Here is a 16,295-nt window from a genome sequence, read left to right on the forward strand (position 1 = left end):
ACAATAGTTTATTTGTATAACTGATTATTTAATTGTTAAGGAGCCTGAAATTTAACATACAAAATAGCGATCTTAGGCAAATGTTTAGTAAATACATTACCGGATGGGCATTGAGTACGAGCCTGTTGTTATACGCCTGCCAGGGCAATCGCCCGGAGCAAACCGCTGCCGGCAATACGACAGATCATGTCGCGATAAACGACTCTCTGAACCACATGGTATTCATTCCAGGTGGCTCATTTACTATGGGAGCTGACGATGCAGAAGCACGCAAAGATGAACAGCCCCGTCATACAGTAAAGGTGGATAGTTTCTGGATGGATGAACATGAAGTGACCAACGCTGAATTTGCCGTCTTTGTGAAGGCTACAGGATATCTTACTACAGCCGAGAAGCCGATCAGTAAAGAAGAACTTATGCAGCAATTGCCGCCGGGCTCCCCTGAACCCGACAGCAGTATGTTACAACCGGGATCCCTGGTATTCGCACCTCCCTCCCACGCGGTGCCACTGGATGACGTATCGCAATGGTGGTCGTTTGTATTAGGCGCCAGCTGGCAGCATCCCGGCGGACCAAACACTAACATGGATGGCAGGGAACATCTGCCGGTAGTACACATCTCCTGGGATGATGCGCAAGCTTATGCAAAATGGGCGGGTAAACGCCTGCCTACAGAAGCTGAATGGGAATATGCAGCCCGCGGCGGCCTGAAAGATCAGCCTTATCCCTGGGGCACAGAAGCGCTGACAGAAGGGAAGACTAAAGCCAATACCTGGAACGGGCATTTTCCCTATCAGAATACACAAACAGACGGCTTTGCCGGACTGGCTCCTGTAAAAAGCTTTGCGCCCAACGGTTATGGCTTATACGACATGTCGGGCAATGTATGGGAATGGTGTGCTGACTGGTATGACAGCCGTTACTACCAGCAACCGGACAATAATAACAACCCAACGGGCCCAGCCAGCGGCTATGATCCAGAAGATCCCACTACGCCTAAACATACGATCAGAGGAGGTTCATTTATGTGTACTGATGAATATTGTTCCGGCTATAGGGTTACAGCAAGAATGAAAACTTCACCGGAATCAGGACTGGAGAATCTTGGTTTCAGATGTGTGAAGAGCAAGTAAACGGCGGTTGAACTCCCGATAAAAAAGGGGCCAACTTTGTGGTCAGCCCCTTCTATCCTGTGCAGCAATAAAATCATTGCTTACCTATTTTTTTGCTTATTGTCAGCAGTGTCTATATTGACCTTCATGTTGGTATTTACTTTTGTAGCCGTATTTACATTTGTGTTGACTACAGCTTTAGTAGGGGTGTTGGTATTTGTTGCTGCAGTGTTTACGTCTGCATTAACTTTAGTAATAGTATTGGCGTGAGTGTTGGTGTTGGTTGTTACCTTCATTACAGACTGTTGACCGCTGAGAGTCGATGTCTCTGTCTTGACAACAGCTGGTGCAGAACCAGCGGTTTTATAATCAAAGCCGGCGTTGATGGTTTTTACCTTTGTACCACTGTTATACTCTTTTGTATAAATAAATATTACTCCATTTTTACCATCTTCTCCATATTCTGCAGCATGTTCCCCTTTAAAAACAGAAATAGATTCTATTTCTTCAGGCCTTAACCCCTCAGGTGATCGATGGCCCACGTTTACACCGTCCACAAAATACAGCGGTGGTGCAGTCAGCTGCCCCCTTCTCAAAGAAATACCAGATTCGGAGGTCAATGTAATTACATCGTTGCCAGGTGCTACCGGTGCAGCAGGAGCTACTGGTACAGGAGGTACCGGGGGGACCACAGGAACAGCTTCACCTGGAATTCTGGGAGCCGCAGGAGCAGCCGGTATAGGAGGAACAGCTGGTGCTGCTTTCCCTTTTACAGGAGCTGGCGGCGGCGGAGGAGGTGGTGGTGGCACCGGTGCAGGCGCCACTGCTGGTTTTGTCGTGTCTTTAGAGAAAGTAATAGCAGCAATGTTTTTTGCAACCATCTCCGTTCTGGCAATTGCCCTGGTAAAGTTCAGCGATAACACCGCAATACCCATAATGGCGCCCAGCACGACATAACGTAGCAAATGATAGCGGGATGATCTCTTTTTATTCATCATCATGATCCTTTGTTTTAAATGTGAGAAATTGAAATTGTTTGCGATGGCCGTCGCATATGGGATCCCACTTACTTTTATCAGACTGTATTGATAAGCTTTTGCATCCATTCCCTGTTGCAGTATGCTCCTGTCTGTGATGAATTCAAGATTCTCACGGATAGCAATGCTCATTAGCCAGGCGCCGGGATTGAACCAGTAGAAGATCTTGTTCAGCTCTCCCAGCAATACGTCCAGTGTATGCCACTGCCGTACGTGTACCTGTTCATGCCGGATGATGGATACAAATTCCTCCTGACTATGCAGGGAAGGATTGATATAGATATTACGCATGAATGAAAATGGATTCACCGGCTTTTCCATTATTCTCAGATATTGTTCATCCGGCGATAAGATAGCCGTTGTATGCCGGTGCAGCTTCCATAAAGACACCAACTGGATCATAAGACGTACGCTCATCACCGCTACTCCTACCCAGAAGATATATTCCAGGAATACATTGATAAAAGGTACTGACTGACGCGTCTGTAAAGCCGCCAGATCCGGTATGTATGTCTCTGCAACAGCATTCAGTGGCTGATGCTGCCGTATGAATAAAGACGGGTCTATCAATGGACAAATAGCCGCACAAACAATACCTCCCAGCAGGAAAAAACGGTTAAGCGAGTAAAAGGTGAGTCGCCTTAATCCAAAATAATAGGCCAGGTAAAACAGAATAAGCGCTACGTTGGCTTTAAGCAGATAAATAAGCATAATGATCAGTTTTTCTCAATCATCTTAACAATTTCCTTTAATTCCTCCGGAGTGATCTTCTTCTCCTTTGCGAAGAAGGTCACCAGGGCCTTGTAAGAATCTTCGAAATAATCTTTTACAAAACCATTCATAAATTTCTGCTTGTATTCACTTTCTGCTATCACGGGTGTATACCTGTATACATTACCGATTTTCTCACTTTTCAGATACCCCTTTTTTTCCAGGTTCTTAATAGTAGATGCCAGCGTCGTATACGGCGGCTGAGGAGAGGGATGTGCTTCTAAAAAGTCCTTCACGAACCCCTGCCCTGTTTTCCAGATGGCTAACATTGCCACTTCTTCCTGCTGCGTCAGCTTTTCCATATTCATTTAGTTTAAATAACAAACATCTACGATTGTTTCGTAAAGCTACGAACTTTTCGTAAACCACCAAATAAAAAAAGAAAAACACCTGTAAAAGCAGGTGTTTTTCTTTTTTTATGTCGATTTGTACTTACTTTAAAACTTATCACGGAGGACCAGAATCCTTACCAGATATTATTTTCCGGCAACTTCTACTTTAAAAACCTCTTCCAGTTTCTTCTCCAGTGCATCACCCCGAAGGTTCTTGGCGATGATATTCCCACGGGGATCAATCAGCAGGTTCTGGGGAATAGCCCTGATACCGTATTTTTCTGCTACCTCATTTTTCCAGCCTTTCAGATCGGACACCTGCGTCCACAGAAGGTTATCGGCCTGTATCGCTGCCAGCCATTTTTCCCGTTTATCGTCAAGGGAGACTGACAGTACATCAAACCCTTTATCCCGGAACCGGCTATAAGCTTTCAGCATATTCGGGTTTTCTGCGCGGCAGGGACCACACCAGCTAGCCCAGAAGCCTATCAGAAGATATTTCCCTTTATAGACAGCCAGACTCACATTTTTCCCCTCAGCATCCGGCTGGGCAAAGTCTAAGGCAGGTTGTCCCACTGCCGTCTTCTTTGCTGCTTCCAGTCCGGAAGCAAAATCCTTACCTCCGGGTGTATTCCGGATATTTTTTCCCAGTTTATTGAACATAGGTTCAATTTCAGCCAGGTTGATATCATAGTCTGCGTATTTATTCAATACATAAACTGCAATAGGCGAGTTACAATTATTCTTCAGAAAGTCCCTCATGACCTGTTTCTGCTGCGCGGCCAGTTCATCGAACTGAGGCTCTAGCTTCTTCATGCCCTCTTCATCTTCCGCCATATACAACTGACGGTACTGCCGTTCCAGTTCATCCAGACGCGCGTTTACATCTTTCAACTGTCCGTTCAGACGGAGGTAGTCATCGTTTGCAACAGATCCTTTTACGGTAGCTTTACTGATAGAATCTTCAGTAGTGATTGTAATGTTTCCCTTGTCCAGGAACAACGTAAGCACATCGTTGCTTTTTACCTCAGGACTCTCCTGGGGATCTTTCTGGACAGACGGTTCCTGTACTTTGAGTAACAAATTGGCAATGGTTGCTTCAGCCAGGACGCCGGAAAAAGAGAATTTGCCATCTTTTACTTCCGTGCTATCCAGTTTGTTATCACCACAACGCCTGATATTCAGATACACTTTTGCTGGTTTCTGTAAAGCTGTGACAGTTCCCTGTATCGTAAATGATTGTTCACCCTTCCATTTTTCCTGCGCCAACAGGACCATAGGCGCAAAAAACGCCACGGCCATCATTACGGACTTCATTGATTTAGATTATTTAAGACTAACGAAATTCACATATCCCGGCAGGAAAATCAACCTGTTTGTGATAAACGGCGACAGAAATGAATATAAAAAAAGCGGCCTCGTGTAGGTACGAGGCCGGTAAGTCAATTATTTTAATATCTGTTCCAGTTTGGCTTCCAATGCCCTACCACGCAGGTTGCGGGCAATGATGTTCCCCTTGGGGTCTATCAGGAAGTTCGCAGGAATGGCATTTACACCATATAATTGTGCGACTTCATTACTCCATCCCTTCAGATCAGACACCTGGGTCCACTGTAAATTATCCTTCTTTACAGCCCCTAACCAGCGATCTTTGTCCTGATCCAGGGAAACCCCCAGGATGGTGAAATTTTTGTCTTTAAAGCGCTCAAAAGCCTTTACAACGTTTGGATTCTCTGCCCGGCATGGACCGCACCAGCTGGCCCAGAAATCTACCAGCACATATTTTCCACGGAAAGAGGACAATTTAACCGGCTTACCATTGATGTCATCCTGGGTAAAGTCAGTAGCTACCCCGCCGCCTTCACTCTCCCCTTTCACACTGCGCAGGTATTTGGTTGCTGCCAATCCATATTTGGATTCTTTCAGCGGCTGGTCCAGTGAGTTGAAGATATTCTCAAATTCATCCGGTTCCAGACGGCCACGTAACTCATTGACTAATATCCACAAACTAGCCAGCTGTTTTGGATGGCCTTTTATAAAGTCCCTTCCGGTATTCACCACATCTTCATTAAAGAGGGATGCCTTGGCACGGAAAGCATTCTTCGCCGCCTCATCGTCACCCGGTATTTTTGACGCTTCCGCATTCAGGACCTGTGCGCGTTCGATCAGGGCCAGAAACGTCTTCTGATACGCCTGCATCGCTTTGTTCTCTTCATTTCCCTTCACGGCCGTAGCAACAGGGAAGCTCTGCGCATTCAATGTATAATGTACTGGTTCCTTGCCTGTTACAAACAGTAAGGGATTCTGTACGCCCTCCAGGACCACTGCGTAAATAGACAGTCCCTTCGCTTCAGATACTTTGAATGAGAATTTTCCCCCCTTCAGGGATGTTGAATCCTTCGGATTATTATCATCATCTGAATACAGATAGATCTTTTTGCCGTCGGCTCCCGTCAATGTACCGGAGATCTCCTGCTGGGCAAAGGCTGCACATGAGAAAAGCACCGCAAGGGCGCTGGTAACAAGTTGTTTCATTCCCTCTAATATAAAAAATAACTGCTATTTATCGTGCCTTTTCTTCAGAATGGACAATACGTCGGACAACTGGTATCCCTTTGCATTGAGCAGCACGAGATAATGGAAAAGCAGGTCTGCTGATTCATTCAGGAACAGCTCCTCATTATCGTCTTTAGCTTCTATAACGACTTCCACCGCCTCTTCCCCTACTTTCTGTGCAATCTTATTAATTCCTTTTGCAAACAGCTTGGATGTATAGGAATTCTCCGAAGGATTGTTCTTTCTGTCGGTAATAATGCTTTCCAGCTTTGACAGGAAATCATTACTGACATTCTCTTCCTCCCAGCAGGTATCTGCTCCTGTATGGCATACCACACCGGCGGGGATAGCCTTGATTAGCAAGGTATCACTATCGCAATCCACCCTGATCTCCTGAAGGGTCAGAAAATTACCGCTTTCCTCACCTTTTGTCCACAGACGCTGTCTGGAACGACTGAAAAAGGTCACTTTGCCCTCCTGCAGGGTCTTATCCAGTGCTTCCTGGTTCATATACCCCAGCATCAGGACTTTCAGTGTAGCTGAATCCTGTACAATGGCAGGTACCAGACCATCCGCACATTTGTCAAAATTTATCTGTTTGTTGTTATACATGCAGTAGTCATATTTTAAAGTAAGATATACCGTCCAGCAGGCAAAATTAGTAGTTTTCTCAGAACCTGATATTTATGCCTCTCTGATACAGGTATGTTTTTAATGCCTGGATCTCAATTTCTTTATAGTGGAAAATGCTGGCCGCCAATGCAGCATCTGCCTGGGCGGTTTCAAATACATCCATAAAATGATCCATCGTACCTGCTCCACCGGAAGCGATCACGGGTACATTCAGGTTTTGGGACAACTTTCCCGTAATGTCCAGCGCAAATCCCTTTTTGGTACCGTCATTGTTCATCGAGGTCAGCAGAATTTCTCCCGCGCCACGCTGTACGGCTTCCTTTGCCCAATCATATGCCTTGATCTCGGTTTTTACCCGGCCACCATTCAGGTATACATACCAGTCGCCATCCTCAAAGCGGGTATCAATGGCCAGCACTACACACTGACTACCAAATTCACGAGCCAGTTCATCTACCAGCTCAGGACGTTTGAAAGCGGAAGTATTAACAGATATTTTGTCTGCGCCTGATTGCAGTAATACATTCACATCCTCTACGGAAGAGATGCCACCACCTACGGTGAATGGAATATTCACGTGTTTTGCAATGCGCGTTACCAGTTCAGACAAAGTCTTCCTGCGCTCATTGGTGGCTGTAATATCCAGGAACACCAGTTCATCCGCTCCCTGCTCCGCATATAAAGCACCCAGTTCAATAGGATCGCCTGCGTCGCGTATATTCTCAAAGTTCACACCCTTTACTGTGCGGCCATCTTTGATATCAAGACAGGGAATGATACGTTTCGTTAACATGATTAAAAAATTTGGAATTAAGATTGGGATCAGGAATTCAATTTCACGAATTCAGCCAGTTCCGGCATAGTGATCCTTTCCTCGTAAATTGCTTTCCCTACTATCACACCACTGCAACCTGCCTCTGCCAGTGCATGCACATCTGCCATCGTGCTCACGCCACCGCTGGCAACAAAGTCGATCTGTGGGAAACGTTGCAGGATCTTTTCATACAAAGCGATGGAAGGTCCCTGTAAAAGTCCGTCCTTCGCAATGTCTGTACAAAAGACATGTTTTACGCCCTGTTTCACATTTTCTTCCAGGAAGTCAAATACAGAAAGTTCTGTTGTTTCCAGCCATCCGCCTACGGCGATCTTTTCTTCTTTTACATCTGCTCCCAGGAAGATCTTTTCTGCACCATACTTCTTCACCCAACCAGTGAACAAAGCCGGATCTTTCACCGCTATACTACCTATCGTCGCCAGTTTGGCTCCGTTTTCATATACAATGCGCAGATCATCCTCTGTTTTGATCCCTCCACCGAAATCTATCACCAGGCTGGTTTTACCGGCAATAGCTTCCAGCACTTTCCAGTTCACTACAGCGCCTTTTTTAGCACCATCCAGATCTACCAGATGTAAACGGCGTACGCCAATACTTTCAAAGGCCTTGGCTACCTCCAGCGGATGCTCATTGTATACTTTCTTCTGTCCGTAATCGCCCTGTGTGAGACGCACACATTTACCATCTATAATGTCGATAGCAGGAATAATGGTGAACCCACTTCCTGTTGCCTTATCAAGTTGCAATTTCATCTTGCAGAAAACAATATTATCTTTTGTGAAATGATCTCCCCAGAATTCATACCCGCGTTTTATATAAAATCCTTCTGCAGTATTACGGGCATTGCACCATAAAGCTGGAATATGCTCTTTTCTGCAAAAGTCTTCTACATACTGCATCAGCAGGCTGCCATACCCTTTACCCTGACAGTCGGGATGCACAGCCAGTTTACGAAACTGTGCGGATTGCTTTTGCGGGAACAATGATACGATCCCTCTTAACCTGTTATCCTCAAACAGACCAAAATGTAAACCGTCTTCATCATGATCTACGCGCATTGCTTCCAATGTGGCATCAGGATATAGCACATCCCTGCGCAGTTGCAATGTATCTTCTGAATTGATCCTTCTTATCTGTACCGGCTGCATAGTATTTTATAACTTCAGGAAATTCTCCAGGATCTTCTGCCCCTCTCCGGCTGATTTTTCCGGGTGGAACTGTACCGCATAGAAATTATCTTTCTGCAATGCAGCACTGTAGTTGATCACATAGTTGGCGGTAGCCACTGTATACGGACTTAATGCGGCATAGTAGCTATGTACAAAATACATGTAGGAGTTCTCTGGCACATGTTCAAACATCGTGCTGTACAATCCTGTTACGTTGTTCCATCCTATCTGAGGTATCTTCAGCAGGTTATCCACCGGCGACTGGAAACGTTTTACCTCCACATCAAAAATACCAAGACAGTTGGTATCGTTTTCCTCTGAGTGTTTACACATCAGCTGCATACCCAGGCAAATGCCCAGTACCGGTTGTTTTAAACCCGTGATCAACTGGTCCAGCTTTCTCTCCCGCAGATAACGCATGGCAGAACTGGCTTCTCCCACACCCGGGAAGATCACTTTATCTGCCGCCTTAATCGCTTCAGGATCGTCTGTTACCACTCCTTCAACGCCCAGTCTGTCCAATGCAAACAGCACAGAACGGATGTTACCGGCATTATATTTTATGATGACCGTCTTCATATATTCTTCTTGTCTATTTTACGCCAGCAATAAACTGCTGTATTGCTGAATCCAGGTTAGTTGCTTTTTCAAGGGCGCGGATAAAGGCTGTTCCTATCACACCGCCATTGCTGTGAACGGTAGCAGCATCAAAGGTAGCTTTATCTTTGATACCAAACCCGATCAGTACAGGATTCTTCAGCTGCAATGCTTCCAGCCTTTCGAAATAAGCCTGCTGATGTCCCATGTCTTTATCCGTACCTGTTGTGGAAGAAGAAGACACGGCATATATAAATCCTTTGCTCACGCTATCTATCTTACGAATGCGCTCTTCGCTGGTTTCAGGCGTTACGAGAAATACCAGGTGCAGACCATATTTCTCAAAAACGGGCCTGTATTCAGACTCATACTCATCCATCGGCAAATCAGGCAGGATCACGCCATCCACACCCACTTCTGCACATTTCTTACAGAAGTTCTCAATACCGTACAACAATACCGGATTCAGATATCCCATCAGAAGTACCGGCACATGTATATCTTCCCTGAAATTCTTCAGCTGTTCAAACAGTACTCTTAAGCTCATACCATTGCTGATGGCACGGGTACTGCTATCCTGGATCACAGGCCCATCCGCCAGTGGATCTGAGAAAGGCATACCAAGTTCGATAATATCCGTGCCATACTGCTGTAATGCCTTCATGACAGGCAGTGTATCATTCAGCTCAGGGAATCCTGCAGTACAATAGATATTCAGAACACCCTTTCTTTTGCCGGCAAATAATTGATCTATACGATTGCTCATAAAATATGTTTATACGTTATCGCCAGTATTACCAGGCAAATTACGAATGTAAGTTTCCATGTCTTTATCACCACGGCCGCTCAAACATACTACTACTACATCATCTGGTTTAAAAGCTACCTGTCCCAGTTTAGCCAGCGCATGAGATGATTCCAGCGCCGGGATGATACCTTCCAGGCGGGTCAGTTCATATGCTGCTGCCAGGGCTTCATCATCCGTCGCATTCAGAAAAGTGGCACGTCCTGTTTCATAAAGATGGGCATGCAACGGACCAATACCGGGATAATCCAGTCCTGCGGAAATTGAGTACGGCTCAGTGATCTGACCGTCTTCTGTCTGCATCAGCAGGGTTTTGCTCGCATGGATAATACCCAGCTTACCCAGTTGTGTAGTTGCAGCAGAATGACCGGAATGCACACCCTTACCACCTGCTTCTATGGCTATCAGTTTCACACCTGGTTCATCCAGGAAGTGATAATATGCGCCGGCTGCATTACTGCCACCACCGATACATGCCATCACATAGTCAGGATTTTCTCGTCCTGTCTTTTCAAGCAATTGTTTTTTAATTTCCTCGCTGATTACAGACTGGAAGCGGGTCACCATATCCGGATAAGGATGTGGACCTGCTGCTGTGCCGAGGATATAATGTGTATTCACCGGGTTATTGATCCAGTCGCGGATCGCCTCATTACAGGCATCCTTCAGGGTCTGACTACCGCTGGTAGCTGGTACGACAGTTGCACCCAGCATCTTCATACGCGCTACATTCGGCGCCTGACGCTTGATATCAATGCTACCCATATACACCACACATTCCAGTCCCATCAAAGCACAAACAGTAGCAGTAGCTACGCCGTGTTGTCCTGCGCCGGTTTCAGCGATGATACGCGTCTTGCCCAGGCGTTTTGCCAGCAGGATCTGCCCGATCGTGTTGTTTACCTTATGAGCTCCTGTATGGTTCAGATCTTCACGTTTGAGATAGATCTTCGCTTTATACTTCTCAGACAAACGTTTTGCAAAGTATAGAGGGGAAGGACGACCTACGTAGTCGCGCAGCAGCTGGTCAAACTCTTCCTGGAATCCCGGTTCACGCAGTATTGCCAGGTAATTGCGCTGCAGCTCCTCCACATTCGGATATAACATCTCCGGAATGTAAGCGCCGCCAAATCTGCCGTAAAAGCCTTTTTCATCTACATGATACTTAGAGCCGAACGTATTTCCCGCGATCTTCATGCTATGATTATTTTAAATAAGTTGAATGAATCTGATCTGTAAATAACCGCACCTTTTCCATATTCTTCACACCTGGTTGTATCTCAAATCTGCTGTTCACATCTACTGCAAACAATGCAGGCATCTGCAGCTGCAGCAATTCAGGCGTTTCTTCCAGACCTATGCCACCGCTCAGGTAGAAGGGGTGCGAATAAGGATAGGTCTTCAACAGCTCCCAGTTAAAACGTTTGCCGGTTCCACCATATTCCTTACCTGCTTCTGTATCGAACAGGAAATAGTCTGTCACCGGCAAATAAGCTGATAACAAAGCTGACCAGTCTACGTTTTCTCCTACGCGGAAAGCTTTTATCACAGGTACACTCTTCTGTATAGCAGCACAGTACTCCGGTGTTTCGTCACCGTGCAGCTGCACCATATCCAGGCCATAATCAGCAATAGTACGTTGTACCTGTTCCAGCGGCGCATTTACAAATACACCTACTTTTTTGATGCCTTCCGTTTCGCGGACAGTACGGGCATCTATTTTGTGTCCCGCAAAGCGCGGCGACTTTTCATAGAATATAAAGCCGGCATAATTAACCTGATAATTCACCAGTTGTTGCAGGTCTTCTCTCCGTGTAATACCGCAGACCTTTATTTTCATTGTACTGATTTGTTGGCCAGTTCCGTCACAAAGTGCTCAAATGCCCTTGGCGGATTTTCCTGTTTCATAAAATGCTCTCCTATCAGGAATCCCTGGAAGCCTGCCTGTTTCAGCGTTACGATAGCATCTGTATTGCTGATGCCACTTTCAGCCACCTTGCATTTATCCGCCGGGATCTGCGACGCAAGTTCACAGGAACGGTTGAAATCAACCTTAAATGTGGTAAGGTCACGGTTGTTGACACCGACCATTTGTATATGATCGGTCACTTTATCCAGCTGATCTCCGCTATGTACTTCCAGCAACACTTCCAGTCCGAGGTTATTGGCAAAAGCTGCCAGTTGCGCTACTTCCTGCTTTGACAGGCATTCTGCTATCAGCAGGATCACATCTGCACCGATGGCCTTTGCTTCCACGATCTGGTATTCATCCACAATAAAATCCTTCCGGAGGATGGGGATATTATTCAGCGCCCTTGCCTGTTGCAGATCATCCGAAGAACCACCGAAATACTTCTCGTCTGTCAGTACTGACAAGCCGGAAGCTCCGTAGCGGGTATATGCGGTTGTTACATCCTGTACTGTCACGTTACCATTGATAATGCCCTTTGAAGGAGAGCGTCTCTTGAACTCTGCAATAATACCCGTCTTCTCCGGGTCCCGGAGAAACTGGGCCAGTGACAGTGGTGTACGTTTGAACCAGGATACCTGTTCCAGTTCTTCCACGCTCCGCTGTTGTTTACGGGCGGCCACTTCTGTATGCTTGTGGGCTACTATTTCTGTCAGGATATTTTTCATGATTGCAAGCTTATCAACTTCTTAAACGCGTTCTGCGCTGCGCCTGATTCCAGCGATTCTACAGCTGCCAGGAAACAGTCATTATAATTATCAAATTTCTCCATACAATACAGCCCCATAGCAGCGTTAGCCAATACTACCGAGTTCTGCGCCCAGGTTCCTTCACCTTTCAATATCTTCATAAAGATCTTCGCTGCCGCTTCCACTGTGTTGCCACCGTAGATATCTTCCGGGTATACTTTACGCTTACCCAGCTGTTCCGGTGTCCAGTCTTTCTCTCCCTCGTTAGTGATAACACGGGTATCAGCAGTCAGGGAGATCTCATCATAACCGTCCAGACTATAAACGATTGCATAGCGCTTGTCAGTCTGCTGGAACAGATAATTATACACCCTCGCCAGTTCCAGGCTGTACACTCCTATCAGCTGATGCTGTGCGAACGCCGGATTTACCAGCGGCCCCAGCATATTGAAGAAAGTACGGATACCCAGCTGGCGGCGCACACCGGCTACATTCTTCAAAGCAGGATGGAACAATGGTGCATGCAGGAAACAAACGCCCGCCTCTTCCAGCTCTTCCCTGAGCTTTGCGTCATCATTCTTGAATTTGTATCCGGCAGATTCCATCAGGTTGGAAGCTCCGCTAATGGAAGATACGCCATAGTTGCCATGTTTGGCTACTTTTCCGCCCGCGCCCGCTACAATGAAACAGGACAGGGTAGATACATTAAAAGTATTCTTACCATCTCCACCAGTACCTACTATATCAAGCACTTCGTATCCATTCAGGTTCACCGGCACACACAGTTCCAGCAATGCATCCCTGAAGCCCAGCAATTCATCAACAGTAATGCTGCGCATCAGGAAAACGGTCATAAAAGCGGCAAGCTCACTTTCATTGTACATGCCTTTTGAAATACTGATGAGTATCTCTTTGGCCGCTTCCCGGCTAAATGTTTTATGTTCAAAAAGGTAATTGAGTATCTTTTTCATTACTTGGAATTTAAGCATTCAACCAGTTACGAAGGATCTGTTCTCCCTGTGGTGTCAGTACACTTTCAGGATGGAACTGCACGCCACTTACATCATATTTCTTATGCTGCAGCGCCATGATATAATTGTTGTCATCCCTGGCAGTTATTACCAGATCAGGAGATAATGTTGCTTCATCCACCACCCATGAATGATAGCGGCCAACTTCCAGCTGATCCGGCAAACCATTGAACAGTCGGCCGTCCCTGGCAGTAATGTTCACATTCGTCGCTACGCCATGGTATACCTCTTTCAGGTTGATCAGCTTCGCACCAAAAGCCTCTCCGATAGCCTGTTGACCCAGGCACACCCCGAAGATGGATTTACTCGCCGCATATTCCCTGATCAGCGGTAACAGCAGTCCTGCTTCTTCAGGAATACCCGGTCCGGGAGACAGGATGATCTTGTCATAATCCTTTACTTTCTCTAATGGTATTTCATCGTTGCGCACCACCGTCACTTTACCATTGATGATCTTCTCCACCAGGTGCACCAGGTTATAGGTAAATGAATCGTAATTATCGAACACCAGAATATTCATGTCAGATATTTTGAGCCATTATAATGGCCTGTTTTAATGCATTCAGTTTATTGTTCACTTCTTCCAGTTCAGACGATGCGACAGATTTCGCTACCACACCAGCCCCTGCCTGGTAGTATAATGTATTAGCCTTACTCAATATAGAACGGATCATGATCGCATGGTTAAAATCACCATTGAATCCTACTGATCCGATACAGCCTCCGTAGAAACCGCGCGCGGTTGGTTCATTTTCGTCAATGATCTCCATCGCCCTGTATTTCGGCGCACCAGACAATGTTCCTGCCGGAAAAGTAGCTGCCAGCAAAGAGAATGGATTCAGCCCCGCCTGTATCTTTCCTGTCACTTCACTCACCAGGTGAATAACATGTGAGTAATACTGTATCTTCCTGTAGGACTCCACTTCCACATCTGTCGCCAGTCTGCTCAGGTCATTCCTGGCCAGGTCTACCAGCATTACATGTTCTGCATTCTCCTTCGGATCTTCCAGCAGTCGTGCAGCCAACTGTCTGTCCTGCTCATCGTCACCTGTACGTTTGAAGGTACCGGCAATAGGATGAATGGTGGCTTTATTATCTTTAATGATCAGCTGCGCCTCTGGTGAGGAACCCATTAATTTATAATCGCCGTAATCGAAGAAGAAGAGATAAGGGGAAGGGTTAATAGAGCGGAGGGCGCGATATACATTGAATTCATCACCTTTGAACTTTTGCTGGAAGGCTCTGGAGAGTACAACCTGGAAAACGTCTCCGCGGAAGCAGTGTTGTTTACCTTTTTCGACGATCTCCATATACTGTTCATTCGTCAGGTTACTCTTTTCCTCTCCGTCTGCTTTGAAACTGTAAGTCGGCACGTCTTTTTGCCTTATCAGAGATTCAATGAGATCAAACTCGCTGTCAAGGCCCTCCACTACATTCTCACAGAGATAAAGCTCATCCTTGAAGTGATTGATGGCGATGATATATTGATAAAAGCGGTATCGCATCAATGGGATGGTATTACCGTTCTGTTTATCCTTGTTAAATTCTATTGTTTCGAAGAACTGTACTGAATCAAATGTGCTGTATCCAAATAAACTGTGCACCACTGGCAGTACCGGCTTATCGGCGAAGGTGAAGTTACCGAGGAATTTCTGGAGTTCATTCAGCACGCTTTGTTTGTTCTTCAGTTGTTTCCGTTCCGGCGGGAGATTAGGATACTTAAATTCAAAATCCGTGGTGCTGGTCACTTCAATTCCTGCTATAGGCTGGATGCAGATGAAGGAGAAACTGTTTTCACTGGCGCGATAGTCTGTACTTTCCAGCAGTACGGTACCAGGAAACTTGTCGCGGAGCCGCAAATAGATACCGACAGGCGTGAATACGTCTGCCAGCATTTTCTTTGATTTTGATTTTACTTGAATACTACCCATTGGTTTGTGATTGAGTTAAATTGGGTGACTATCTAAAACGAAGAAGGCCCGCTGTGTAACAGCGAGCCTTCCAATTATATTTCATTACGAAACATGGCACTGTAACACCGTATCAGGAACTGATATTGTGCCACCACCAATGCTTGTTTGTAATACTTGTTATCATGTTTTAATATCTTGCGAAACAAATATCCGGTGTTTTTTGAAAACATGCAAATTTTTTTTGAAAAAATTTATGAAGCGATAAGTTCCTGGCTTTCTGTTGTGAATTCGTACATCTTTTAGTGCTTTAGGCCCTATTTCTCATTTTCAACCAATTGATAGCTTTGACTTTAAGGCTACCTTTTAATTTTCCGGAGCAGACATTCCGCGCCGGGGTCAGATGGGACCGCGGTCGGCGCCTCTCCGGGCATTGGATTGCTATTTAGCTTTGTCAATCGTGTTGGCTTAGGAATATCTATAATGCATCATCAATCGTGCGCCCGAATAGCCGAAGGCCCGCAGTCTCCACTGAACCCCGTCTTCGTCATGGTCTGCCTGTAATATTCAGGGACAATGCCGCGATATCGTTTCAATAGTGTCCATACATCTTTAATGGAGCTGCTACACCTATAGTGTTGCATCGATATTGTCGTTCCTCCTCTATCCATTCTCCCCTCTATCCATTCCTTTCTATTCTAGTCCCTTCTACTCCCTTTCCATTCCCTATTGCTATAGGGATTCCAAAGAAAAACTTATCCAATATCCTGATAGCCCCCAACTATTCATGGGAGGCAGCTAAGTAGCAGACGGTTAAAGATGGAGACTGCGGGCCTTCGGCTCTTTGGG

16 protein-coding genes are annotated in these 16,295 nt (G+C 45.9%); 1 reads left to right on the forward strand and 15 read right to left on the reverse strand.

The features are described from left to right. Positions 1-80 precede the first annotated feature (80 nt). Positions 81-1,133, forward strand: coding sequence for a formylglycine-generating enzyme family protein (locus F3I09_RS26320; RefSeq protein ID WP_149698037.1), 1,053 nt, complete (start codon positions 81-83; stop codon positions 1,131-1,133). An 80-nt stretch (positions 1,134-1,213) separates the two neighbouring features. Here F3I09_RS26320 and F3I09_RS26325 read toward each other — a convergent pair whose 3' ends face one another. The 15 genes from F3I09_RS26325 to F3I09_RS26395 all read right to left on the reverse strand — a co-directional run bounded on the left by F3I09_RS26325 (position 1,214) and on the right by F3I09_RS26395 (position 15,467). After that, entirely contained in the window at positions 1,214-2,860 is a 1,647-nt protein-coding gene (locus F3I09_RS26325; protein ID WP_149698038.1) for a M56 family metallopeptidase, read from the reverse strand. A 5-nt stretch (positions 2,861-2,865) separates the two neighbouring features. Then, positions 2,866-3,222 (reverse strand): BlaI/MecI/CopY family transcriptional regulator, encoded by a 357-nt coding sequence (locus tag F3I09_RS26330; RefSeq protein ID WP_149698039.1) that lies wholly within the window; start codon positions 3,220-3,222, stop codon positions 2,866-2,868. A 174-nt stretch (positions 3,223-3,396) separates the two neighbouring features. Beyond that, entirely contained in the window at positions 3,397-4,569 is a 1,173-nt protein-coding gene (locus tag F3I09_RS26335) for a TlpA disulfide reductase family protein (RefSeq protein ID WP_149698040.1), read from the reverse strand. 129 nt (positions 4,570-4,698) lie between these two features. Beyond that, positions 4,699-5,787 carry a TlpA disulfide reductase family protein gene (locus tag F3I09_RS26340; RefSeq protein ID WP_149698041.1) on the reverse strand — a complete coding sequence of 363 codons (1,089 nt, stop codon included), beginning with the start codon at positions 5,785-5,787 and terminating at the stop codon, positions 4,699-4,701. Between the two features lie 24 nt (positions 5,788-5,811). After that, the gene (gene hisIE, locus F3I09_RS26345; RefSeq protein ID WP_149698042.1) at positions 5,812-6,420 is read right to left on the reverse strand and encodes a bifunctional phosphoribosyl-AMP cyclohydrolase/phosphoribosyl-ATP diphosphatase HisIE; all 609 of its coding nucleotides are present in this window, start codon (positions 6,418-6,420) and stop codon (positions 5,812-5,814) included. 58 nt (positions 6,421-6,478) lie between these two features. Continuing rightward, a complete protein-coding gene (gene hisF / locus F3I09_RS26350; RefSeq protein WP_149698043.1) occupies positions 6,479-7,234 on the reverse strand; it encodes an imidazole glycerol phosphate synthase subunit HisF in 756 nt (251 codons plus the stop codon). Positions 7,235-7,263: 29 nt separating this feature from the next. Next, positions 7,264-8,424, reverse strand: coding sequence for a 1-(5-phosphoribosyl)-5-[(5-phosphoribosylamino)methylideneamino]imidazole-4-carboxamide isomerase (gene hisA / locus F3I09_RS26355; RefSeq protein ID WP_149698044.1), 1,161 nt, complete (start codon positions 8,422-8,424; stop codon positions 7,264-7,266). A gap of 6 nt (positions 8,425-8,430) precedes the next feature. After that, positions 8,431-9,024 carry an imidazole glycerol phosphate synthase subunit HisH gene (gene hisH / locus F3I09_RS26360; protein ID WP_149698045.1) on the reverse strand — a complete coding sequence of 198 codons (594 nt, stop codon included), beginning with the start codon at positions 9,022-9,024 and terminating at the stop codon, positions 8,431-8,433. A gap of 13 nt (positions 9,025-9,037) precedes the next feature. Then, positions 9,038-9,808 carry a tryptophan synthase subunit alpha gene (trpA, locus tag F3I09_RS26365; protein WP_149698046.1) on the reverse strand — a complete coding sequence of 257 codons (771 nt, stop codon included), beginning with the start codon at positions 9,806-9,808 and terminating at the stop codon, positions 9,038-9,040. A gap of 9 nt (positions 9,809-9,817) precedes the next feature. Then, on the reverse strand, positions 9,818-11,044 hold the full coding sequence (gene trpB / locus F3I09_RS26370) for a tryptophan synthase subunit beta (protein ID WP_149698047.1): 1,227 nt from the start codon (positions 11,042-11,044) through the stop codon (positions 9,818-9,820). A gap of 7 nt (positions 11,045-11,051) precedes the next feature. Further along, positions 11,052-11,687 carry a phosphoribosylanthranilate isomerase gene (locus F3I09_RS26375; RefSeq protein WP_149698048.1) on the reverse strand — a complete coding sequence of 212 codons (636 nt, stop codon included), beginning with the start codon at positions 11,685-11,687 and terminating at the stop codon, positions 11,052-11,054. Next, a complete protein-coding gene (gene trpC / locus F3I09_RS26380) occupies positions 11,684-12,484 on the reverse strand; it encodes an indole-3-glycerol phosphate synthase TrpC (RefSeq protein WP_149698049.1) in 801 nt (266 codons plus the stop codon). The genes F3I09_RS26375 and trpC overlap by 4 nt, the downstream gene beginning before the upstream one ends. Further along, positions 12,481-13,476, reverse strand: coding sequence for an anthranilate phosphoribosyltransferase (trpD, locus tag F3I09_RS26385; protein WP_149698050.1), 996 nt, complete (start codon positions 13,474-13,476; stop codon positions 12,481-12,483). Before trpD ends, trpC begins: the two co-directional genes overlap by 4 nt. 10 nt (positions 13,477-13,486) lie before the next feature. Continuing rightward, positions 13,487-14,056 carry an aminodeoxychorismate/anthranilate synthase component II gene (locus tag F3I09_RS26390; RefSeq protein WP_149698051.1) on the reverse strand — a complete coding sequence of 190 codons (570 nt, stop codon included), beginning with the start codon at positions 14,054-14,056 and terminating at the stop codon, positions 13,487-13,489. Between the two features lies 1 nt (position 14,057). Further along, positions 14,058-15,467: an anthranilate synthase component I family protein gene (locus F3I09_RS26395; protein ID WP_149698052.1), complete on the reverse strand. Its 1,410-nt coding sequence runs from the start codon at positions 15,465-15,467 to the stop codon at positions 14,058-14,060. Between the last annotated feature and the right edge of the window lie 828 nt (positions 15,468-16,295).

The sequence above is a fragment of the Chitinophaga sp. CF418 genome (genome assembly GCF_900142925.1).
Classification (GTDB): Bacteria; Bacteroidota; Bacteroidia; order Chitinophagales; family Chitinophagaceae; genus Chitinophaga.